20 protein-coding genes are annotated in these 22,794 nt (G+C 47.8%); 13 read left to right on the top strand and 7 right to left on the bottom strand.

The annotated features are described in order from the left end of the window. From ACXAGX_RS14250 to purF, 7 genes are all read left to right on the top strand, one after another. A partial coding sequence (locus ACXAGX_RS14250) for a FimV C-terminal domain-containing protein (RefSeq protein ID WP_474839111.1) occupies positions 1–960 on the top strand: 960 nt, incomplete at its 5' end. Positions 961–1,034: 74 nt separating this feature from the next. Next, positions 1,035–1,826 carry a tRNA pseudouridine(38-40) synthase TruA gene (gene truA, locus ACXAGX_RS14245; protein WP_474824990.1) on the top strand — a complete coding sequence of 264 codons (792 nt, stop codon included), beginning with the start codon at positions 1,035–1,037 and terminating at the stop codon, positions 1,824–1,826. Positions 1,827–2,019: 193 nt separating this feature from the next. Then, the gene (gene accD / locus ACXAGX_RS14240; protein WP_474824989.1) at positions 2,020–2,865 is read left to right on the top strand and encodes an acetyl-CoA carboxylase, carboxyltransferase subunit beta; all 846 of its coding nucleotides are present in this window, start codon (positions 2,020–2,022) and stop codon (positions 2,863–2,865) included. Further along, positions 2,866–4,149 (top strand): bifunctional tetrahydrofolate synthase/dihydrofolate synthase, encoded by a 1,284-nt coding sequence (folC, locus tag ACXAGX_RS14235; protein ID WP_474839109.1) that lies wholly within the window; start codon positions 2,866–2,868, stop codon positions 4,147–4,149. Between the two features lie 9 nt (positions 4,150–4,158). Continuing rightward, entirely contained in the window at positions 4,159–4,740 is a 582-nt protein-coding gene (locus ACXAGX_RS14230) for an SPOR domain-containing protein (protein WP_474824987.1), read from the top strand. Between the two features lie 199 nt (positions 4,741–4,939). After that, the gene (locus ACXAGX_RS14225) at positions 4,940–5,428 is read left to right on the top strand and encodes a CvpA family protein (RefSeq protein ID WP_474824986.1); all 489 of its coding nucleotides are present in this window, start codon (positions 4,940–4,942) and stop codon (positions 5,426–5,428) included. 14 nt (positions 5,429–5,442) lie between these two features. After that, complete coding sequence (gene purF, locus ACXAGX_RS14220; RefSeq protein ID WP_474824985.1) at positions 5,443–6,963, top strand: amidophosphoribosyltransferase; 1,521 nt, start codon at positions 5,443–5,445, stop codon at positions 6,961–6,963. Positions 6,964–7,043: 80 nt separating this feature from the next. Here the strand turns inward: purF and ACXAGX_RS14215 are convergent, their stop codons facing one another. The 3 genes from ACXAGX_RS14215 to ACXAGX_RS14205 form a co-directional block, all read right to left on the bottom strand. After that, a complete protein-coding gene (locus tag ACXAGX_RS14215; protein WP_474824984.1) occupies positions 7,044–7,643 on the bottom strand; it encodes a Yip1 family protein in 600 nt (199 codons plus the stop codon). Between the two features lie 275 nt (positions 7,644–7,918). After that, positions 7,919–8,932 carry a LacI family DNA-binding transcriptional regulator gene (locus ACXAGX_RS14210; protein ID WP_474824983.1) on the bottom strand — a complete coding sequence of 338 codons (1,014 nt, stop codon included), beginning with the start codon at positions 8,930–8,932 and terminating at the stop codon, positions 7,919–7,921. Positions 8,933–9,084: 152 nt separating this feature from the next. After that, positions 9,085–11,301 (bottom strand): TonB-dependent receptor, encoded by a 2,217-nt coding sequence (locus ACXAGX_RS14205; RefSeq protein ID WP_474839107.1) that lies wholly within the window; start codon positions 11,299–11,301, stop codon positions 9,085–9,087. Between the two features lie 181 nt (positions 11,302–11,482). On the opposite strand from ACXAGX_RS14205, the gene ACXAGX_RS14200 reads away from it, so the two are divergent. Further along, the gene (locus ACXAGX_RS14200; protein WP_474839105.1) at positions 11,483–12,448 is read left to right on the top strand and encodes a nucleoside hydrolase; all 966 of its coding nucleotides are present in this window, start codon (positions 11,483–11,485) and stop codon (positions 12,446–12,448) included. Between the two features lie 3 nt (positions 12,449–12,451). Beyond that, complete coding sequence (locus ACXAGX_RS14195; protein ID WP_474824980.1) at positions 12,452–13,687, top strand: NupC/NupG family nucleoside CNT transporter; 1,236 nt, start codon at positions 12,452–12,454, stop codon at positions 13,685–13,687. A gap of 32 nt (positions 13,688–13,719) precedes the next feature. Here ACXAGX_RS14195 and ACXAGX_RS14190 read toward each other — a convergent pair whose 3' ends face one another. From ACXAGX_RS14190 to ACXAGX_RS14175, 4 genes are all read right to left on the bottom strand, one after another. Next, a complete protein-coding gene (locus tag ACXAGX_RS14190; RefSeq protein ID WP_474839103.1) occupies positions 13,720–14,409 on the bottom strand; it encodes a 2'-5' RNA ligase family protein in 690 nt (229 codons plus the stop codon). 109 nt (positions 14,410–14,518) lie between these two features. Continuing rightward, positions 14,519–15,607: a lipocalin-like domain-containing protein gene (locus tag ACXAGX_RS14185; protein WP_474839101.1), complete on the bottom strand. Its 1,089-nt coding sequence runs from the start codon at positions 15,605–15,607 to the stop codon at positions 14,519–14,521. Further along, positions 15,604–18,183, bottom strand: a complete 2,580-nt coding sequence (locus ACXAGX_RS14180) for an ABC transporter permease (protein ID WP_474839099.1) — start codon at positions 18,181–18,183, stop codon at positions 15,604–15,606. Before ACXAGX_RS14180 ends, ACXAGX_RS14185 begins: the two co-directional genes overlap by 4 nt. Position 18,184: 1 nt before the next feature. Next, on the bottom strand, positions 18,185–18,928 hold the full coding sequence (locus tag ACXAGX_RS14175) for an ABC transporter ATP-binding protein (protein ID WP_474839097.1): 744 nt from the start codon (positions 18,926–18,928) through the stop codon (positions 18,185–18,187). Positions 18,929–19,363: 435 nt separating this feature from the next. Here ACXAGX_RS14175 and ACXAGX_RS14170 point away from each other — a divergent pair, with 435 nt between their 5' ends. From ACXAGX_RS14170 to miaE, 4 genes are all read left to right on the top strand, one after another. Continuing rightward, the gene (locus tag ACXAGX_RS14170; protein ID WP_474824973.1) at positions 19,364–20,140 is read left to right on the top strand and encodes a hypothetical protein; all 777 of its coding nucleotides are present in this window, start codon (positions 19,364–19,366) and stop codon (positions 20,138–20,140) included. A gap of 924 nt (positions 20,141–21,064) precedes the next feature. Next, a complete protein-coding gene (locus tag ACXAGX_RS14165) occupies positions 21,065–21,316 on the top strand; it encodes a hypothetical protein (RefSeq protein WP_070125354.1) in 252 nt (83 codons plus the stop codon). Between the two features lie 17 nt (positions 21,317–21,333). Next, the gene (locus tag ACXAGX_RS14160; protein WP_474839095.1) at positions 21,334–21,903 is read left to right on the top strand and encodes a histidine phosphatase family protein; all 570 of its coding nucleotides are present in this window, start codon (positions 21,334–21,336) and stop codon (positions 21,901–21,903) included. A 116-nt stretch (positions 21,904–22,019) separates the two neighbouring features. Beyond that, positions 22,020–22,772, top strand: coding sequence for a tRNA isopentenyl-2-thiomethyl-A-37 hydroxylase MiaE (gene miaE / locus ACXAGX_RS14155; RefSeq protein WP_474839093.1), 753 nt, complete (start codon positions 22,020–22,022; stop codon positions 22,770–22,772). Positions 22,773–22,794: the final 22 nt, after the last annotated feature.

Below are 22,794 nucleotides of genomic sequence, written 5' to 3'. Positions count from 1 at the left end.
CCAGAGCCAGAGCCAGAGCCAGAGCCAGAGCCAGAGCCAGAGCCAGAGCCAGAGCCAGAGCCAGAGCCAGAGCCAGAGCCAGAGCCAGAAGTTGAAGCTTCAGCGGCCGATCCGCTGGACGAGGCGTTAGCAGAATTCGACCGTCAAATGATGGACGATATTCCTTCTTTCGCCAGCATGGATGCCGACACGCCTTCTGCGACTGCGTCTGAATCAGACTTTGACGATAGCATTCTCGAAAACGTTGACGACTATGAATTAGAACAGGAAGTTGATGGCGAAATTCCACCCGTTAAAACCGCAACCGAATTTAACGAGCTGGAAGACTTACCGGGCCTTGATGACTGGTTAACGCAAGACAACAGTGAAGATCACAAACTGTTAGACGAACTGGATCAGACTGATTTTGACGAATTGCTTGGCGGCATCGGCGCTGACGCAGACAGTGAGCCTGCTGCTGAAGACGACATCGCAATTGAAAAACCGGATATGTCGCTGGGTAATCCTGATTTGGATTTAGCAGCATTACTCAACGATCCTGACTCAGTCGCAGACACTGCTGAACCTGAAACGGAAGCTGTTGACAGCTCACCGCAAACATCATCAACAGAAGAAACCCCGCTTGCTGAAAGTGACATTGAGACGCTTGGCGGCAACGATGAAGAAGATTTCCTCGATGTGGACTCGCTGATAAACGATGGTTTTGACGAGAACACCATTGATGACAACGCGCCATTGGACTTAGATGTCAGTCTGTCTGATTTTACCGGTGTGAGTGATGACGACGACGTTATCGACATCGATAAAGACGCCGGCCAGAGTGCGAACCTGGATTTGGCACGGGTGTATGTCGAAATGGACGATGTTCAGGCAGCCAAAGAACTGCTTCAGGAAGTGGTTGAGAAGGGCAGTGATGAACAGAAAGAGGAAGCGCAAGGCATTCTTTCTGCACTGGGTTAAAATCTCCCGCGCGTCTTGCATCTGGCAGGGCGCCTGACTACACTTAGCCGATTTTTTACAAGAGGCAGAGTTACATGGCAAGAATAGCCCTGGGCGTCGAGTACGATGGCGCCGCACACTTCGGCTGGCAGCGTCAGCAGAAATTACCGAGTGTGCAGGGATATCTGGAGAAAGCGCTCTCCGCTGTCGCCAATACAACCATTGATGTGCAGTGTGCCGGTCGCACCGATGCAGGCGTGCATGCTACCGGGCAGGTGGTGCATTTTGATTTTGATGGTGAGCGTCCTGATCGCGCCTGGACCATGGGCGTAAACACCAATCTGCCAGATTCTATTGCTGTGCGTTGGGTAAAGAACGTCAGCGATGATTTTCACGCACGTTTTTCCGCCTCACACCGCCGTTATCGTTATGTCATTTACAATGCCACGTTACGCCCGGCCATCTTGCTAAACGGCGTTACCCATGAATATCAGCCATTAGATGCCGCGCTCATGCATGAGGCTGCTCAGGCTGTTATCGGTGAACAGGATTTTACGTCCTTCCGCGCGTCTCATTGCCAGTCTAATACCCCATTTAGAAACGTAACGGATGTTTCTGTGTACCGGCAGGGGGCTTATGTCATTGTCGATATTCGTGCGAACGCATTCTTGCATCATATGGTGCGCAATATTGTGGGCTCGCTGATTAAAGTAGGTTGCGGTGAGCAACCGGTTAGTTGGATAGCTGAATTACTGGCAGTGAAGGATCGCACCAAGGCGGCTGCCACCGCGAAACCGAACGGACTATACTTGGTGGATGTGACCTACCCGGAAACCTTCGACTTGCCGCGCAAGCCGTTAGGACCGCTGTTTCTGCCAGAAAGCTGAAAGCCGTGTGAACTGTCGGTGAACAGGCTGACTTCTTAGACCAGTTTTACTTTTTACTGTTTACCGATATGTGGTCTAATAGGCGGCTATATCGATTTTTTCAAATACTGTGCTCCAATAAATAAACACGGTTACAGACAACAGTTAACCACCAACTAAGCATGGTTACAGATAACAAAGGATTTTCCTTACTATGAGCTGGATTCAAAAAATTCTGCCTAAAACTCAGACATCAACCAAAGGTAACGTACCTGAAGGTGTCTGGACAAAATGTACCAGCTGCCAGGCTGTGCTTTATAAACAGGAACTGGAAAAGCTGTTAGAGGTATGTCCTAAGTGTGACAACCACATGCGCATTAACGCCCGTAAGCGTATCGATTCTTTCCTCGACGCGGGCGACCGTAAAGAATTAGGTGGTGATTTAGAACCGCAAGATCTGCTGAAGTTTAAAGACTCCAAGCGTTATAAAGATCGCATCACTGCGGCGCAAAAGAGCACTAACGAAAAAGACGCATTAATCGTGATGCAGGGCAAGCTGAAAGGTATGCCTGTCGTGGTTGCGTCTTTTGAATTCGCATTTATGGGCGGCTCTATGGCTTCGGTGGTAGGCGCGCGTTTTGTTGCTGCGGTTAATGCCTGTCTTGAGCACAACATGCCATTGATTTGTTTCTCTGCTTCTGGCGGTGCCCGCATGCAAGAAGCGCTAATGTCTTTAATGCAAATGGCTAAAACGTCTGCTGCATTGGCGAAAATGAGTGAAAAAGGCCTGCCTTACATTTCGGTTCTGACCGACCCAACCATGGGCGGTGTATCAGCCAGTTTGGCCATGCTGGGCGACGTCAATGTCGCTGAGCCAAAAGCACTTATCGGTTTTGCGGGTCCTCGCGTTATCGAGCAAACAGTACGTGAAACCCTGCCGGAAGGCTTCCAGCGCAGTGAATTCCTGCTGGAAAAAGGTGCCATCGACATGATTGTTGACCGTCGTAAAATGCGTGATAAATTACACGGCCTGTTAGAAAAGATGCACCGTCCAAACTAAGTGAACAATCAATCATCTCCTTTTACTGCGTCAGAGCACGATTCTCTGACGCAGTGGCTCTCTCATCTCGAGTCAATTCACCCGACATCCATTGACATGGGGCTGACCCGGGTTAAACAAGTCGCTGACAATCTTTCTCTTCAATTTCCCGACCAAACTGTTATCACCGTTGCCGGTACCAATGGCAAGGGCACCACGTGTCGTTTTATCGAGCAAGCCTGTCTGCTACAGGGAAAAACCACCGGCGTCTATTCCTCTCCGCATTTGTTAGATTATCGCGAGCGCGTGCGTATTAATGGTGATGTTGAAGCTGAATCAGCCTACTGCATCGCTTTTGCGGAAATAGAACAAGCCCGTGGCGACATTACACTGACCTATTTTGAGTTCGGCACACTCGCCGCCATGTTAATGATGCGCAAAGCAAACGTGGACGTGGTGATACTTGAAGTGGGCTTGGGGGGACGTCTTGATGCCACCAATATCATCGAGCCGGATTTAGCGGTTATTACTACCATTGGCCTCGATCACATGGATTGGCTGGGCGATACCCGTGAACTTATTGCCGTGGAGAAAGCCGGTATCATGCGCGATAACGGCATTGCAGTAGTAGGCGACCTCGAGCCTCCGGCAACCCTCGATGAATATGTAACGCAGCACAAAGTGAATACCTGGTGGGCAAAGCGGAACTTTTGTGTGGAAACCAACGTCGAAAACTGGCGTTGGCATTGTGACGAAGTCATCACCGACTGGCTGCCTATGCCACGCATTCCGCTGCAAAATACCGCAACGGCACTGGCTGCACTCAAGCGATTGAATTGGCTCCCCACTGCTGAACAACTCAAACAGTTGGTCGAAACGGTAAATGTACCAGGCCGACGTCAGCAAATTGCCAGTCAACCGGATGTACTGGTAGACGTGGCACACAACCCTCAGGCTTGCGCCCTCATGCGCGATTGGGCTGACAAAGGGTTAAACGGTGAATTGCATATTGTTGTGGGTATGTTAGCGGACAAATCTTTAGCCGCGACACTTGATGAACTGGCAACTGTGAAAGCCAAATGGTACCTTGGTAATACCAGTGGCCCCCGTGGACTCAGCGGTGAAACCCTGATGTCGCACCTCCAGCCACAACAAAAATTACATGCCGCCGCTTTCAGTTCAGTTTCTGATGCTTATCAAGCAGCCAGAGAGCAGGCAGGGCAGAATGATCGCATCCTGGTGTTCGGTTCTTTTCTTACCGTTGCGGATGTATTAACGTTTCACAGGGACAGAAGTATCCAATAGGAGTTAATCGTGACCTCGGCGCTATCCAACCGGCTGGTCGGCACAGTGATTGTAGTTGCTCTGGCAGTCATTTTTTTGCCGGATTTTCTTGATAGAAAAAAAGAAACTAATAACGATGCATTCGTGAGCGTGCCGGCAACTCCAGCGAAGAAGCCTATTGTGAATCCGGAACCTTTCCCAACTGAGCGTGTAGCTGGCGTAACCCAGCGGCCGCTTGAAGTGGTAGACGAACCCGCAGTCGACGATTCGCAAACGCAGACCGCGGCGCCGGCTGAAGCCGCCAAAACTCAGGTTGAAGATAAGCTCGCAAGCCAGACCGTGGTAGAAAAGCCTTCGGCTGAACCACAAGATGGCAGTTGGGTTGTTCAACTGGGCAGTTTCAGACATCAAAAGAACGTAGGGCAACTGCTGGAAAAACTTGAGAAAGCGGGTTACCGCGCGTTCAGCCGCCCAATCGAAACACGTTCTGGTCCGCTTACGAAAGTATTTGTCGGGCCAGACATAAACAAAGACAAGTTACAAAAGGCATTGCCGCATCTTCAGGATATCACGGGGCTCAAAGGCAAGGTCGCACCGTTTAAGGTGGACTGATCCCGTATTGACTGTCGACGTTCTGGCCTTGGCAATACCCTCTGTGTGCGGAAACTTTTCTTACCATAACGGCAGCTTATAAAAATTATCGGGCAGATTTCGCATTGGTAATCTTTTAGGCTTCTGTTAGAATGCGCGCCATCTCGCAGCAAGGCTGATTTACTGCGTGTTCAACGACAGACGGATAACATAACGCTTCATGAATTGGGTCGACTTTTCCATTCTCGGTATTATCGTGGTTTCTGCCCTGATAAGTGTGATGCGTGGCTTCGTGAAAGAAGCCATCTCCCTGGTAGTCTGGTTCGGTGCACTGTTTATTGCCAGTGAATTTCATGCCGATCTTGCTGTCTATTTTTCGCAAATTGAAGATCCAACGCTGCGCAATGGCGCGGCGATAGTGGTGTTGTTTATCGTAACCCTGGTGCTTGGTGGTATGTTCAATCATGTCGTCGGACAACTGGTTCAGGCGTCGGGATTATCCGGCACCGACCGTGCGCTAGGTGCGATTTTTGGCGCTTTACGTGGCGCACTGATAGTAAGCGCACTATTGTTCTTTATGGATACATTTACTGATGCGGCGAATACCGGGTGGTGGGGACAATCACTGCTCATTCCGGAATTCGGTGTCATTATTGAGTGGTTTTTCACCTTTGTGAAAGACGGCTCCAGTTTTCTAAAAACCGCTTGATATAGGTAACGCTCATGTGTGGTATTGTCGGAATTGTTGGTAAAACACCTGTTGCTCAGTCACTGTATGATGGCTTAACAGTGTTACAGCACCGCGGACAGGATGCTGCTGGTATCATTACGATTGACCAGAGTCGGTTCAATCTGAGAAAGGCCAACGGTCTGGTGCGGGATGTTTTCCATACCCGTCATATGAAACGCCTAACGGGCAACATGGGTATTGGCCATGTTCGCTATCCAACTGCCGGTACTTCCAGCTCAGCAGAGGCACAACCGTTTTACGTAAACTCGCCGTTTGGTATCGCGTTTGCGCATAACGGCAACCTGACTAACGCACACGAGCTGCAAGACGAAGTATTTCGTATTGCCCGCCGTCATATAAACACCTCATCCGACTCGGAACTGTTGCTGAACATCATGGCTCATGAGCTGCAGCAGTGCACAGACTTAACTGTGTCGCCGAAAGATGTGTTTAAAGTGGTAACCAATGTTCATAAGAAAATTCGCGGTGCCTATGCGGTTGTTGCGGCGATTATCGGTCAGGGCGTTGTGGCTTTCCGCGACCCCCACGGTATTCGCCCGCTTGCATTGGGTAAGCGCGTAACCGAGCTGGGCGACGAATACATGGTTGCCTCTGAAAGTGTTGCGCTGGATGCCGTTGGTTTTACCTTTATTCGCGATGTCGCGCCAGGCGAAGCTGTTTATATCACAGAAAAGGGTGAGCTTTTCACACAGCAATGTGCCGAGAATCCGGTTACTGTTCCTTGTATTTTCGAATTCGTGTATTTCGCCCGTCCTGATTCCTTTATCGACGGTATTTCAGTGTATGCGTCACGCGTGAATATGGGGCGCAAACTGGGTGAGAAAATTGCGCGGGAGTGGGCTGACCTCGATATCGACGTGGTTATTCCTATTCCCGAAACTTCCATGGATGTGGCACTGCAAATCGCCAACACCCTGGACTTGCCATATCGTCAGGGCTTCGTGAAAAACCGCTATATTGGTCGTACGTTTATTATGCCCGGTCAGGCAATGCGTAAGCAGTCTGTGCGTCGTAAACTCAACGCGATTTCTTCAGAATTCAAAGACAAAACGGTTCTGCTGGTCGACGATTCTATTGTACGTGGTACCACTTCAGGCCAGATCATTGAAATGGCCCGTGAGTCGGGTGCGAAGAAAGTGTACTTCGCTTCTGCAGCACCGGAAATTCGTTTCCCTAACGTTTATGGTATTGATATGCCATCAGCGAACGAACTGGTTGCGTATGGCCGTGAGATTGATCAGATAGCCGACCTTATTCAGGCAGATGGTTTGATTTTCCAGGATATCAGCGATCTCGTTGCTGCCGTTCGGGAAGAAAACCCGTCTATCGAAGAGTTCGAAACCTCGGTATTCGACGGTAACTACATTACCGGAGACGTTGATCAGGCTTACCTTGAACGTATCGACATGGCGCGTAGTGAAGCGTCGAAGAGCCCGGTGGTTCAGGCTGAGCTTTCAAATCTTGAAATGCACAATATGGATTCTGATAGCTGAGTTAAGTTATCCGCGCCGAACCAATAAAAAGCCGCTCATTCGAGCGGCTTTTGCGTAAGGATATGGATGAAATAATGTGATCAGTGAACGTATACCGGGCCGAAGCCCATACTCCACAGGATCACGGTGCTTGCCATTAGAATGGCGAGTAACACCAGGCCGCAAGTCACTACGGAGCTGGCATATATGAATCCTTTACCGTCCGGGATGTGCATCATGATTGGCGTTCCAGAGTAAAGGAGATAAACAGAGTATGATAATCCGACCAGGCCAACGGCCATTACAAACCACAGTTCAGGGTAAAGGCCCGCAAAACCCGTCATAAAAAGTGGCGTGGCGGTATAGGCAGCAAGATCTAACGATTCTGTATAGTTGGGTTTAGCGTCAAATGCGTTGGCGAGTTCGTGAATCATGTAAGTGAGGATCAGTACGCCCACGATCAATCCGAAATACATGCCAACCGCCAGCATTGCAGCACTGGATTCGGTAAGTTTGATTAAATCACCAGCCCCAATGCTCCAACCCAAATGCGCGCCAGAGTAGTAGGTTACCAGTGATGGAATAAGTGCGATTACGGCGATATGACTCAACGCGTAAACACTGCTTTCATGTCGTCTGTCTATGTCCTGCCATTCTTCACGGGGATGGGTGTAGATGCCGAGTAAATGATTAAGGATCATTGTTTGTCACCTTGTAATTAGGGCTGCAAGCAGCATTACGCTTATTTTCAATTATTTTCCAATATCAATAGTTAACATGGTTAACATTATTAACATTGATTTTACATTTGAGTGTTGATCAGGTTTTGTACAACGTCAAACCTTTTTTGCTTAAAAAGTGTTCAGGTTGTCGGGGTGTTTGATTTTTAAGTAATTTTGAATAGTAGGTTTATAGAGAGGAAATAATAGTGAGGCCTGAACGTGTGCTCAGACCTTAATTTTTAGCGGCGCTTTACTTAAACAGACAGGGGAGCTGTTGAATGGCGAACGGAAAGGCTAACCCCAACCGTGCATTTTTTTCTTGAAGCCATTGGGTTTTCTTTGCGACGCAATAACATGGAAACTGCTTCTTCTGCCATTTCATCTAAAGGCATTTTTATGCTGGTCAGTTGCGGTGTCATAAATTCACACCAGGCAACATCATCAAAGCCTACCACTGACAAATCCTCAGGCACGCTTAGCCCTATCGTTGCCGCGTAGCGGATTATGTTCAAGGCGATAGTATCGTTACCTGCAATAATAGCGGTGACATTTTTCTTGTTCAGCAACGTCTTTGCTTCAATCGATAACTTATCAGTAAAGTCCGTTTCGCAAATCCATTTGATTTCAGCATCGCTGTCTTCTATCACTTTAACGGTGCCATTAATGCGAAGTTGCATGTTATCAACATGACGCGGGCCAGAAATTAATCCTATCTGTTGATGACCCAAATCCAATAGATGCGCAGCCTGTTGTACGCCACCGTCGAAATGATCTGGCGTTACCACATCGAAATCGGTTAAATCACGGTCGATAACCACCACAGGCATACCATGGGTGGCGTTGTTGATGGTGTTTTGTTGACTGCCAGGAAACCAAATCAGACCATCTGCACCGCTTTGCGCAAAGCGCTGTGTGCGCGCAATTTCCGTTTCTGCCTCAGCGTAGCTGTTCGCAAAGAACACCGAATAGTGCTGCTGGGCGCACACTTGTTCTATTTCTGTAGCAAGCTCAGAAAACAGTGGGTATCGAAAATCCGGTAAAAGCAAACCTATGCTGGCGCTGCTACCAGTTTTCATGGTGCGAGCAGCGGTATTGGGTTGATAGCCTAACTGCTTAACCACTTCCCGTACGCGCTCGGTAACTTGTTTACTAATAGCACCTTTACCATTGAGTGCATAAGACGCTGTGGCAAGGGATACCCCGGCTTCCTTAGCGACGTCTTTTAATGTTGGGGCAGAGGAGGCGGTTCTTGTTCGTTTTCCGGGCATAGATTTCAATTGTAAGTATCAGTAAAAGCTAAGTTAACATTTTGAATTTACGACAGATGAGCGCGAATAACCAGTAATAACCACTGGCAGACACAAAACGGGGCAGCGAATGCTGCCCCGTTTATCGGCTGTGACGCAAAGTCAGTGACAACTTAGAAGAACGTTGCTTTCAGTTCGATACCGAAGGTACGAGGCTGATTAGCAATGGCTGTAAAGTTGTTAAAGTCGATTGCACCGGTAACGGTTTCTACGTCGGTAATATTACGTGACCACAGCGCCACTTCATATCCGTCGTAAGTCTGGTATCCCACTCTCAGACCACCTTCCAACGCTGCTTCAGCTGTGAATTCGGTTGATTCATACAGGAAAAGATTGGTTTCGCTTTTGTAAGCCCAGTCGGTGAAGAAATACAGATCGCCGTTTTCCATTGGTATAGTGTAACGGGCAGTCAAACTACCAATCCATTCAGGTGCTTGCGGTAAGCTGTTGCCGTTGATAAGTGCAAAACCGTTGTCGTTGATAGGGTCAAGGACTGTACAACCTGAACCACATGCAGCAACACCTAAGTCGGCATCTTTGATTTCCGTGTCGTTATAGCTACCCGCAGCAGTGATGATAAAGTCTGGCGTAACCGCATATTCCAGTTCTGCCTCAATACCCTGACCGACAGATTCATCAGCATTCAGCAGACGGGTGTCGTTATCTTCACCACCAACAGCCGTTAATTGCTGGCCATCTACTTCGTAGCGGAATACTGCCACATTCAGGCGAGCATCGCCGTCTAGCAATGTAGATTTCACACCTGCTTCATAAGAAATCAGCGTCTCGGCGTCCACAGCAGTGGTGTAGGTGGGGGTACCAGCGATGGAAGGTGCACGGAAACCACGGGCAATACGGCCATACACCATAACATCGTCAGACAGGGTGTAATCGGAAGAGATATCCCAGCTGATTTCTGACTCGTCAGTTTCAGCATAGGAACTTTGCGGATCAGCTACCGATTGGCCACCGTTTGCCAATACTTCAATTGAGCTGAATTCTTTGGTGTCGTTAGTCCAGCGCACACCACCAGATACAGACCAGTCGTCTGCAATAGCGTAAGAACCGCTTACGAATACGCCGACAGTGTGGTTAGTTTGTTTCTGGTCGTTCAGTGAATTCAGCGCATTGTTGTTTTCTGTGCTGTAGCCTAAATCACCGTTAGTGGCTTTTTCATAGAAGTAGAAAAGGCCAGTTTGATAGTTGAACGGGCCGGCAAAGTTGCTTGCAAGACGCAGTTCTTCAGAGTACTGCTTAGCACCGTTGTCGCCAGCCGTTTCTACAGAGAAGAACGGGGCAGAGGCTGGATCGCAGCTTGCACAACCACCATCAACGTCGCCCAGTGAGTAGAAGCTCATGTCTTCATAAGCACTAATTGAGGTTAAGGTGTACTCGCCCAGCTCGAATGTCGCACGAATAGAACCACCATCCTGTTTCATACGGGAAGCATTGTTTCCGTCTTGGTTAACCAGGTAGCGATTCCAGCCGTCACGGAAACCTTTAGTTCCGCCTTCAATGGCATTCGCGTAGAAGATAGTAGAAGTACCGTTCAGATCGCGGTGGTGATAGTTAAACAGTACACTGATATCGTCTGTCGGTGTCCAATCAAGTTGAACACGGGCGGCATTGTCGTGGTATCCGCCTAATGCATCTTCTTCACCGGTATATTCATTCGATACGAAGTCGCTACGGTTTTGGGTAATACCTGAAACGCGGCCGGTGAGTACGCCGTCGATGAGGGTGCCGCCAACAGCACCTTGCAGGTTAGTTTGACCAAAGCGACCAAAACTCGCCGACACATAACCATCTGCATCAGCCGTTGGTTTTTTAGTATCGATTTTTACTACACCAGCTGGGGTGTTGCGGCCGAACAGCGTGCCCTGAGGACCTTTCAGTACTTCAATACGCTCGACGTCGAAAATTGGAAAGCCTTTCATGTTTGGCGAAGATTGAATGACATCGTCGTATACCAATTCAACAGGCTGTGAAGCGTTGAAGCTGAAATCGGTGTTACCGAAACCACGAATGTAGAAACGAGGAAAACTACGGCCCATTGAAGATTCCGCTACCAGGCTTGGTACGCGGGCGGTTAGAAATTTAATGTCGTCGCCAGAAACGGCGTAAGAGTTCACCTTTTCAGCGTTAACCACACTCATGGTGATTGGAATTTCCTGTGCGTTTTCAACACGTTTCTGTGCAGTTACGCTAATTACTTCCAGACTGCCTTTTTTTTCTGCAGCAGGCGTTTCCTGTGCCTGTAGACCAAAGCTCACTGCAAGCGCGAGGGCACTTACCAATGGAGCTGATTTCATTGTGCTTGATAAAGTCATTCGTGTGATACCAGTGAAAAGTTAGGTGAATCGTTTCATCTACATATAACCTTATTATTCACGTGGTTGTCAATTAAATGACATAAATCCGTAGTAAATCGAATTTTTCGTTGATATTCTTAAGTGAAACGTTTAATTAAAATTGTTAATTTGTCGTTAATTATTAGCACAAGGTAGTAACGTGAAAGATCATAATCTACAGGTATCACTGACAGAAGCGCGCAGAGCTGCGTTAATGACAGTGGATACACAATCGCCGGTTTCAGTGGTAATCGACTGTGACGCGGGTAATGAAATTGACGATCAGTTTGCCATTGCCTGGTCACTGCTTCGCCAGGACCGTCTTGATCTTCAAGCCATTTATGCTGCTCCTTATACCAATGCTTTTTTCGAAAATCAGGATGGTGAGCCGACTCGTGTAGAACATGCAGCAGAAGGCATGAAACGCAGTTATGATGAGATCTTGCGGGTGCTGTCTTTAATGGATGCCACTAATACTGTACCTGTGCTTAAAGGCTCTGAACATTATCTTAAAGACATGCAGGAGATTGAAAATTCACCAGCAGTAAATGATCTTATAAACCGAGCGCGCAACGCTGAAAAAACACTACATGTAGTCACAATAGGCGCGCCAACAAATATTGCCTGTGCCTTATTGCTGGCCCCAGATATCGCAAACAACATACATGTACTTTGGCTTGGTGGTCATAGTCAGGACTGGTACGACACGGAAGAATTTAACTTAATGCAGGATATGCCCGCCAGCCGCGTTTTACTTGATAGCGGCGTGGCGCTCACTTTATTCCCGTGTATGGGCGTAACGAACACGCTCGCGACTTCCATCCCTGAAATGCAGTTTTATTTGCTCAATACCAGCCGAATTGGCGATTATCTTGCCAACCTGGCACCAACCTTTAACTGGATTACCTTTGCATCGCGAAAGGTGATGTGGGATATCGCCAACATTGGCTACTTGCTGGAACCGTCATGGTTTCGCTGCTCGCAGGAATCGTCGCCTGTGCTTAACGATAATCTTACCTGGAGCCGTGACGACAGACGTCATAACATACGCATTGTTCGATATATTGAGCGGGATAATCTCTTTAAAGATATCTTCCGTCGCATAATGGATGCAGATAAGAAATAAGCAATGACAACAATAATAACATTACTCGGCAGCGTCTTGTTGCTACTCGCAGTGGGATGGCTATGTTCAGAAAATCGCCGGGCAGTGAAGCCGCGAGTTATTTTCGGTGCGCTGGGACTGCAACTGGCCATCGTCGCCTTTATCTTGTTTGTTCCTTTTGGCAACAAGGTTTTGCTGGCGTTGTCGGGCGGGGTGAATAACATTCTGGCGTATGCCAACGAAGGTATTGCGTTTATTTTCGGCGATCTCGGCAGCAGTGAGTATGGTTTTATCTTTGCCATTAAAGTACTGCCAGTCATTGTATTTATGTCATCGCTGATGTCGTTGCTGTATTACTTCGGCATCATGCAGTGGATTGTCCGTCTGGTGGGCGGTTCGTTACAAAAACTGCTGGGCACCAGTAAAACCGAATCTATGGCGGCCACGGCCAATATCTTTGTCGGCAATACTGACGTGTTTGTATTGATGCGTCCATACGTGGGTAGCATGACGCGCTCTGAACTCTTCGCGTTGATGACCGGTGGTGTCGCGTCGATTGCCGGAGGTGTGCTGCTGGGTTACGCAGGTATGGGTATCAATATTGAATATTTGCTGGCAGCGGCGTTTATGTCTGCACCGGGTGGTTTGCTAATGGCAAAGCTATTATATCCAGAAACGGAACAAACCAGCCCGCCGGAAGATATTGAAAAGCAGCTTGCTGAATCGAAGCCTTCTACCATGATTGAAGCTGTCACTGAAGGTGCATCCAGCGGTCTGCAGCTCGCACTTGGCGTAGGCGCGATGCTGCTTGCGTTCATTGGTCTGATTGCGTTAATCAACGGCGCTTTAAGCGGCGTACTGGGTTGGTTTGGCGTTGAAGGGGTAACGTTGGAGCTGATCTTCGGTTATCTTTTTGCACCGTTTGCCTGGCTGTTAGGCGTGCAAGGCGATGAAGTGCTCACCGTTGCCAACTTGCTTGGGCAAAAGATGGTGCTGAACGAGTTTGTTGCCTATGTGAGTCTGTCAGGCGTTCAAGACGCGTTAAGCGCACATTCGCAGCTAGTAACGGTCATTGCACTTGCCGGGTTCGCGAACTTGTCAGCCCCGGCCGTATTGCTTGGCGTACTGAGTCAGATGCTGCCAGACAAGAAAGACTATATTGCTAAAATGTGCCCGAAAGTCATTTTAGGTGGTTTTCTTTCAAACTTAATGAGTGCCAGTCTGGCCGGACTGTGTTATCAGCTTTCGCTGGTACTCTGAGGTTCATGAGGGCAGGGCGGTGCCGGTTATGTTCAGTGCGTAGAATTCGGCCCTGATTTTAGCTCATAAATTCTAAGTATTTTACTCACCTGTCCTTTATCATCGGCGAGTCCTACACCAATAGCGGTGACACTGCCTGTCGCATAGGGTGGTTTAAGTTTCATTTTCTCTGCCACCGCTTTCAGCGCTTCAGATTGTTCGGCTGCCAGCAGTGTCATGTGGGGTTCGAAGTTTTGGAATACATTCGGGCTGCCGTAGCGCTCGAATGCGGCCTTTTTCACGGGATAAGCATTTACCCAGCCCGGCAGTGGTGCTTTGTTATCACGCATTGGTTCCAGAGCCAGAGTCACGGTGTCTGCAAGACGTTGTAAATCATGGCTGACTTCCGCATCTACAAATACCCAGTTTCCAGCGGTAACGGTAAAGCCGTTGGCAGTGAGTGGAATAGTAGTTTGGGTTGCGGTTAACGCCTCGACCTTTTCTAGTATGGATGGCACCGCTGACTCGTCGAACTGTGTGAGGTAAAGCGTAACGTGAACTGGAAATCCTTTTTCATAAAAGGTTTTCATGCCTTCGTTGTTGAGTTCAGCACTCACGTCAGCCACGGTGTTCTCGATGTTCTGTGAGGGAATTGCGAATACGTTAACTGACAAGGAAGCTGCCAGTGAATTGAAAGACAAAAGGGTGAAGGCGGCCAATGCCGCAGATTTCAGCGTGTTCAAAGAGGCGTTCCAGAAAAATAAAAACCATACGCTACACAAATTGCTTTGCCGGAACAACTATCCGATACGGGCGCCAGCAATAAACTATGAAAGATGCCCTTTGAGTATCTCAATACCCAGTCAATTCCATGAATCCATTACCCGAATGGGAACCGGCAACCTCAACTCTACCTTCATAGTAAGGGAAGCGACCGTTGTTATGCTGTCCGAGTTTGAATGGATGAAGACTAATATCCAGTGACTTAGTGGGAATTTGCAAGCGCCAATTAACAGGATAATCATGTTCGTCGATTGACTCGTTCCCGGTGGGCGTTAGCTGGATTGTCTCGACTGTCAGTGTTTGTTGTTCGCCGGTCGCGGTGATGTAAGTGCCGGTGACATAGGGCAGCTGCCCATGCACATGCATGCGGAACGCCATCAGTTTATCGCCGTTATCCAGATGCAGAGAAAACCAATCCCAGCCTAACGCATTGTTGTTTGCCAATTCGCTGGTCCATTCATGGTCGAACCAACCATTGCCGTTTACCTGCAGATTGTTTTCGCCAATCTTAATTATGCCGTTGGCTTGAATAAAAGGTTGGCTGTAATAGTAAGAACGATAGGTTTCATCTGCGGTTTTAATACTGTATCCGTTATCACCTTGCTTTATTACCGGCCCATCGGCAGATAATTGTAATGACACTGTGACCGTATCGTTGATGGTGAAATTCAGCGTGGAAGGTGTTAGCGACGTCGATTCACTTTGCCAACGCCAGTTATCTATTTGTGTTGAAAACGTGTGCGTGTTGGTTGAAGGATCTGTTACAAACACGTTGCCCACGCCGCCTGAACCAAAACGTTCTTCAAAGAAATGCTCGGTGGGGGAATGCAACGAGGCGTGACCCATCCATAACTGGCCATCAGACCAATTACTCACATATTGCTGGTCGCCAGAAAAACGGAATAAGGTGAATTGCAAACCGTAAGGCCGGTGTTGTGCATCTTCCAACACAAAAGTGAGATACCACCATTCGATGTCGAACGCAGGGTGACTTTTGTGGTCGTTAGGCAGTATCACCGGTTTGTCACGACTCACCAAAGTAACGACAGGCTTTTCTGCATCAGCGGCAAATAGGCTGGTGTTGGGTTGTGGGTCAGTGCAGCTTATTAGCAGTAGACTCAACAAGAGCGCTAAAACAATCATGCTCACGTTTTTCATAAGCGCTCTTCCTGCCTCAGATCGATTTTGCTGTTTAATCTCCCCAGCGGTAACAGTAGGACTACCAGCACCACCGCCAAACTCACTGCCACACTTTTCAGCAGCACAATCCAGTTGAGTGACAAGGGATAAACCCAGTAAAACGCGAAACGATTCACATACTCAATAAAAATCCATGCCAACAAAATGCCAAATGGCACGGCCATAGCCGCTGTGGCCGCGCATAACAACATGTACTGGGCAGTCAGCGCGGTTTTTATGCTGCGTTGGCTGATCCCCAGTGTGCGAAGCATAGCGAGTTGAGGTTTTAAATCCATGGTGAGCAGGGTTACGGATACCGCAAAAGCCAGTCCAGCAACCAACAAAGTGGCAATGTTTAAGGCATCAGTCACCACGAATGTGCGGTCGAAGGTTTCCATAGACACGGCAATTAACGAGGCTGACGATATCAGGTTCGCATCGTCTGGCAACGTTTCTTGCAGTGATGATAATTCCTGCGCGGCTAAACTAGACGACGTGGCAAGCGCCGGGTAAATCGCCGCCACATTTCTGCGCGCCTCTGGCATGCCAATCAAGCTTTCACTCACTATGATTTGCATCTCTGGGTTACCATAGTCGGGATAAATGCCAGCAACGCGGAATGACTGTTTCCCGCCGAGGAGTTGTTGCTCCAGCCCCAGCGTGAAAATCGGTCCAGTTTCTAAACGGTCTCCGGGCTTCACTCCTAAACGAAAGGCCAACTGCTGGTTCACATACACGGCTTCACCGGCATAGAAATCCGCTGGCGTACTCGGTGTTTCCTGTTCCAGGGGCAGATTAATCTGGTAGGAAAACGGCGACGGATAAGTCCGCAATGTTACTTTGGAGTTATTCATTTCGGCTGCATCACTCATACCGGCGTCGCTTACTGAGGTGACACCTTGATAGATAGGGAGTAGCCGAAGGCTGTCCGGCAAGGATGTTTCGTTGATAGGTTGCATGGAATATAAGTAAGCGGGTGCAGTAAGTCGTTGTTCTAGCCAGTCCAGGGTGGCCTGACGAAAGCTATCCGTCATCACGTTCAAACCAATGTTGGCGCTGAGCGCGATGAAAAAGGCACATACCGCCAACCGACTTTTTCCCGATAGCATTTGGGCGCTGGCAACCACATAGCTGGCAAGTGGGCTAGTAGGCGGAACCAGCCTTCTTACCATGCCTAGAAGCGGTGCCAACCACAGGATTAAAAGTGCGCTGGCGCACAGTAACACCGCAGCAACGCTTAAAAGTGCTGTGGCAGTCGATGACGCGAATACTAATGTCAGGGCGATGATCAGCAACAGAACAAGAGAGCAAAGCAGTCGTTTAAATGGTGGAAGCGGCGCTGTCTGCACTCTGTTGCGACTGAGGGCCCCCGCGAGCTGCTTTGCTGGCGCAATAAAGAACATGGCTAATGCTGCTAGCGAAACAACAAAAGCCCCTGCGATTAACTGCGTCAGCACCGGCGACGGCGCAACAAAAGCGGATTCGAACAACCCGCTAAAAGTCGCCTGGAGTACGGGTGTTAGCGAAAGCGTTAATGCCGCGCCGGCAAACACGCCAACGGGGCTCGCTATGAGGCAGTAGAAAGTCAGCTCGGTAAACAGTGCTGCCAGCAACATCCGACTGCCCACGCCAGCTTGTCGCAAACGAATAAACGCAGGGAGTCGGGCACGGTACATCAGCATGAGGGCGTTAAGAATGATAAATATCGACACTACCGCCATCAACGCGCCCATAGCCCACAAGTTAAGCTGAAAACTGTCTGCTAAGGTGCCCTTGCTGGTGAATGCTGGCGGAATAGTCAGTGCAAGGTTCTCTGGTAACGCCTGCTGCAGTCGTGTCTGCTCCTTATTCGAGAGTGTTCTTGCGACGACCAAGGCCGTTAATGGGAAGTTTTCTGGCGTGCGGCCTTCGGTGTAAAAGGCATCAATGGGCAGTACCAGGCGTTCATCAGGTAAGCCTGTTACTACTTGCGGCGTGCTAAAAAGGAGATTGCCAAATCCTGTCAGTGAAGTGTTGCAATTAAAGTAGCGTGCGGTTTGCTCAGATACCACAGCCCTTACGGTTGTACCTTTTATAGATGCATTTGGGTTTGATGCTAACGTTGCATCAGCGGGGTTGGCGATGGGTTTGTTAGCCGTTTGCCGATTAAGCATACCCGACATACCACCAAATGCGCCCGCGTTACTCAAGGCCGCCGTGATATCCACGCCAGTTATCGTGATAGGTAGAGAACGGGATTCGTTGGCCGGGCAGCTAATCTGTGCTTCCATTTCTATTATGGCAACAAGATAGGTAAAGCCCGCCGTGCGAAGGGCAATATAGTCGGCTTTACTGATGGGAGTCTCAGTACTTTTGGCGGTCACGCTGCCGCCTGCGAACCAGCCTGGTTGCGACGATGCCAGTTCGCCCTCGCTGGCCCCTTGATTGATGAGCGTAACCGACGAAAGGCCCGCGGTGGCTATAACAATGGCGACAATAATTAACAGCGGTTCCCAGAAGCGTCTGCGGTCCATTGCGAGCAGAACACGACACACCAACAGCAAGCGATTTAACATATTAGCGTTCCAGGCGCTTCTGTTCTGCATGTGTTTGTGAGGAGCGATGCTGTTCGCCATGCTGCTTTACATGCAGTTGCCCATGATGCAGCCACAAAGAAACGTCGGCTTTTTCTGCCACTTCGTGACTGTGAGTGACAACAATGAGGGTGGTATTGAGCGTTTGGCACTGTGCAAACAAGGTGTTTGCGACCTGCTCGCTGGTCTCTTCATCCAGGTTTCCCGTTGGTTCATCTGCCAATACCAGGGAGGGTTTGTGAACCAACGCGCGGGCAATGGCCACACGCTGTTGTTCACCACCGGATAGCTGTTGGGGAAGCTTTTCTGACAGGTGGGCAATCGCCATGTCTTCCATCAACGTACGCTGAAAATCTTTATCATGATTGCCTTTCAAGCGGGCGGTGAAGGCGATGTTGTCCCACACGTTGAGGCAATCCAGCAGGTTAAAACTCTGGAATACCACACCTAGAAGGTCCCGGCGAAAAGCATCAGCGGCTTTGTCGCTGGTAAAGGGCAGGGTGACATCGTCAATATGAATGGTGCCGCCATCCGGGAGTTCAAATCCGGCAATGAGCGACAGTAACGTGGATTTACCTGAACCTGAGGCGCCGCGAATGCTGGCCGAGCTTCCACTTGCTAACGCAAAGGATAAATCTCGCAAGATCTGAATGTCACCAAAGGATTTTTGCAGGTTTTTCAGGTTTAGCATGGCCGGGCAGAACACATTTTTATGAACGATGTTCACCGTTATACGGCAAGTCAGTATTGAAGGTACAGCTTAACCTGATATTTTTCATTCTGTTACAATCGAATGCTGAACCCGAAATAAGATAATAAATGTACAATTTATGGTTGACAGGTGTTAGGAGAGCAACTGTGTGTTGGAGTTATTCTAAGGTCGCTAAACAATTAGAGTATGACCAACTGTCATAGTAATTGAAAGGGAAAGTGGACCGAGGGACACCGATACCAATTAGAGGCCTACTCACGCGAGGCTATCTAAATCTGTAAGAATTGTCCTTCGAAGTTGAATTCGTAGGAGACTAACGTCATAGAGTTTCCCAGATCTATTTTCTTCCTAATTTCTATTATTGATTGCATTTTTTAACAATTCGTGATTAAAAGGTAGTAACAAATCTAAGAATCTATATGCACTAAGGACATGTAAATGTACTCTAGGATGAAAGCAACACTGTTCAAAAAAATGGATAACGCTGAGTACATTCAACATTTCTACGACATTTTTCATTCTGAGTACGCTAAAAAGGTTAAAAAAAAATATAAATTAAACCACTATCCGTTCGTCGAAAAAAGAAATCACGGTGTGAACTCCTATCAATTACCGATCGGGAATTCCACCTTCGATTTATTAACTTATAATTACCATCATAGTTTTGTAGAACAAATCCTACTTAACTATTATGTGATAGATGTTGCACTCATCCTGTTCAAGAATTCTCAAGGGCAAACATTGTCAAAAGCACAAGTTTCGGCTTGTCAGGAGGTCGCTCGAGCTTTCATAAAATCAGCTATCGAGTTCAGCGCTGATGTCGCTGTAAATTTCGGATGTAATACTCGAATTGGGACTAGAAATGTCTGCTTACCGCAAACATTGTGGACGAATAATAATCTTTTAGGAATTTTGAGTATCCAACAGTTCTACTCTGAAGTATGCAAGCCTAGTCGCATAAAAAAGCACATGCGTATCTCTGTTATTCGCTACATGAAAAGACACAATTTAATTAATCAGAAGTTTGAAGTTGAAGATCAGAAACAGTTTGTTTCACATATGAGACGAATAGGTGCTGGTGCTCTGGATGAACTCGAAAAGCTTGCCACTGAATTTATTGAAAATGACAGACCTCTGTCGGACGGTTTGAATCCGATCCTTAACTTACTCATATTTAATACACCTAAGCGTCGATTCAGAAAGGTAATAAAAACCTATGGACAATGACAAACTGATTTTTAGTCTAGAAAAATTTTCAGGAAGTCTTCTTATAACGATTTTCGCTATATTTGCATTTACATCTGGAGCGTTGCTAAGCACTAATAGCTACATCGTAAAGTCAATTTTTCTAATTTCTCTATCACTAGCAATATTGGGTCTTGTCTTTAGTTACCGAGCTATCTCTATACCTATTAATGTCTATGCCAGCCAAGACATAAAACATTTAACTGGAACAACATCGAGAGGTAGGAATCTGAATGTTGTTGAGCGAAATAAAATGATTCGTTATGTTAACTATCAGTGGCGTCTTTCTATAATCTCACTTCTACTACTCACAATATCTGTAGCTTTCTTCTTATTCACTGATAATACACCGAGTTTTAGAATTAAGGATTCAGTTAAAATTAGTGCAACATCCGAGTGAAATAATTTTTTAACATTTTTTTCTGGGATCTAACTTTTACTATTCTAAATTTTCCAGAACTAAGACAATAATTGCACTACTTATTATTAAAGGGTGAGATGGACAACAGTCTGTTGATGGTGTTCTAAATTCGCATAACAATTTGAGTAGTACCATGAGTAATAAGAATTTTTTCTAGCGACATCAATCCTAGATTGAAGTTTATTTATGAGAGTTCAAATTACCGGGGGAGCCGGTGATGTTTGAGACTGACCCACAAAGCGATCATATGAGCTTAGATGTTTTATAGTATGAAATAGCAATTGATGTTAAGCCGTGCCGTTTTACAAACTAACAAGTAGTTTCTCATCATACTGACTCGTAGCAGACTAAGCAGAAAGAAAAACTTCGTGATAACAAACATAGCAACTTAGCTTGAAAAAGTCTGTTACACAGGTTTAATCTGCCCCCGGTATTATTTGAGCCAGCCCGGTGAATGCGATACATTGCTGCTCACGAGGTGTCATATGGCAAAACCCAACAAGAAAGGGCCGGTTCGCACAGTGCTCATTTCCTGTCAGCAATGCAAATCCCCCATTTTTAAATACCGTAAAGGCGGCAAAGGTGCGCTGGTAAAATGTTTCATTGAACGCATTGTGGAAGACATGACGGTAAAGCCCTGTCATTGTCCGGGATGCGATCAGGAATTTGCCAGAGAAACCCTGATCCGCGGCACGCCAGCCTACAAGATGATTGGCGGCAAAGTGCATATGAAATGAATTCACAAGGACACTTCATGGAAAAACATATTTATCTCTGCCGTCACGGTCAGACCGAATGGAATCGTGACAAACGACTTCAGGGTCAGCTCGACAGTCCGTTGACTGAGCAGGGCAGAGCGCAGGCCGCCGAATTAGCCGGTAAAGCGAAAAACTGGTCGTTAGAGCTGGTGGTGAGCTCCCACCTGGGCCGAGCAAAAGACACCGCAGCCGTGTGTGCGGAAACCCTGGGTAAAGAACACAAAATCTATGAAGGCTTCTGCGAGCGTAACTTTGGTGAATGGCAGGGGCAGCATACGGCGAACCTGGCGGCGTATCAGGCGTTTAAAGCCCATCGCTACACCCGTCCTGACCTGATGCCGGAGAACGGCGGTGAAAGTGCAAATATGGTGGTGGCACGGTTTACCAAGGAGTTTGAAAAGCTGGTTAGCAGTGAGTCGGCTGAGTCGCTCATGATTGTTAGTCACGGCGATGCCATGGCGTGTATTGCGCACAGCTTTGGTGAAGGGCGCACCATTGATAACTGCGGTGGTATGTTGCTTGGCTGGAAAGACGGCAAACTACACTGGCAGCGCTGGATAGACTAATAACTCTTATCGGATTTATGGTAGGATCCGCGCCCACGCCCGCTGGAGGGCGTGTTGCTTCACCCTGAAAGTATTAAATCGATACCATTAAACCTGATAAGCAGTGCTAAAAGCCGATGAACGAATTACTCGCGCCAATCCATTCATTTCTACAATGTGAAACCCCGGACGCCTGGGTTGATAAAGCCGCAGACAAAGACAATCTGGCGGTGGTATTAACCGATCATCTCATCTGTGAGTTAAAAGCCGCGCAAAGCGCCATGTTTCTGATTCGTCGCTATGCGGTAGATAAAGAAAGTGGTGATGCGTTGCTGGCCTGGTTGAAACCATTTGAAGATTTTGCCTACCGCAAAGAAGGGGATTGGCAGTCACTGCTGAAACATAACAAGTTGTCGAAATCGATTATTCCTAAGTCTGGCACGCCTTACGGGCAGGAGCTAATTGATAAAATGGTGCTGCTGATTAAAGAAGAATTGCATCACTTCCTTCAGGTGCTGGAAATCATGAACGAGTACGACATTCCCTATGAGAATATTGCCTCGAGCCGTTACGCGAAGGGGATGCTGCGTCACGTTCGTACCCATGAGCCGGCGGCGTTAACAGACAAACTCATCTGCGGTGCATATATTGAAGCACGCTCCTGTGAGCGCTTTGCAAAATTGGCACCTCATGTAGACAAGCGCCTGGGCGATTTTTACATTTCACTACTGCGCTCAGAAGCCCGTCATTATCAAGATTATCTCACGTTGGCTGAAGAAATCGCCGGTGCTGATATTGCTGAGCGCATTGCTTTTTTCGGTAAAATTGAAGCTGAATTGATTGCTTCGCCAGATAAAGATTTTAAATTTCATAGCGGTACGCCAGCGTAATTCTAAAACTTTCGCTGGTACT

It is taken from the genome of Alteromonas sp. ABV4_515 (assembly GCF_056160345.1).
Note: the sequence above shows the minus strand (reverse complement) of the source record. Positions and strands in the feature narration are given on the sequence as shown.

Coding starts and splice junctions, on each gene's coding strand:
- ACXAGX_RS14165 (WP_070125354.1), top strand. CDS start 21,065: ATGGCAAAACCCAACAAGAAAGGGCCGGTTCGCACAGTGCTCATTTCC.
- purF (WP_474824985.1), top strand. CDS start 5,443: ATGTGTGGTATTGTCGGAATTGTTGGTAAAACACCTGTTGCTCAGTCA.
- ACXAGX_RS14160 (WP_474839095.1), top strand. CDS start 21,334: ATGGAAAAACATATTTATCTCTGCCGTCACGGTCAGACCGAATGGAAT.
- accD (WP_474824989.1), top strand. CDS start 2,020: ATGAGCTGGATTCAAAAAATTCTGCCTAAAACTCAGACATCAACCAAA.
- ACXAGX_RS14180 (WP_474839099.1), bottom strand. CDS start 18,183: ATGTTAAATCGCTTGCTGTTGGTGTGTCGTGTTCTGCTCGCAATGGAC.
- ACXAGX_RS14210 (WP_474824983.1), bottom strand. CDS start 8,932: ATGCCCGGAAAACGAACAAGAACCGCCTCCTCTGCCCCAACATTAAAA.
- ACXAGX_RS14185 (WP_474839101.1), bottom strand. CDS start 15,607: ATGAAAAACGTGAGCATGATTGTTTTAGCGCTCTTGTTGAGTCTACTG.
- ACXAGX_RS14170 (WP_474824973.1), top strand. CDS start 19,364: ATGAAAGCAACACTGTTCAAAAAAATGGATAACGCTGAGTACATTCAA.
- ACXAGX_RS14205 (WP_474839107.1), bottom strand. CDS start 11,301: ATGACTTTATCAAGCACAATGAAATCAGCTCCATTGGTAAGTGCCCTC.
- miaE (WP_474839093.1), top strand. CDS start 22,020: ATGAACGAATTACTCGCGCCAATCCATTCATTTCTACAATGTGAAACC.
- ACXAGX_RS14195 (WP_474824980.1), top strand. CDS start 12,452: ATGACAACAATAATAACATTACTCGGCAGCGTCTTGTTGCTACTCGCA.
- truA (WP_474824990.1), top strand. CDS start 1,035: ATGGCAAGAATAGCCCTGGGCGTCGAGTACGATGGCGCCGCACACTTC.
- ACXAGX_RS14215 (WP_474824984.1), bottom strand. CDS start 7,643: ATGATCCTTAATCATTTACTCGGCATCTACACCCATCCCCGTGAAGAA.
- ACXAGX_RS14225 (WP_474824986.1), top strand. CDS start 4,940: ATGAATTGGGTCGACTTTTCCATTCTCGGTATTATCGTGGTTTCTGCC.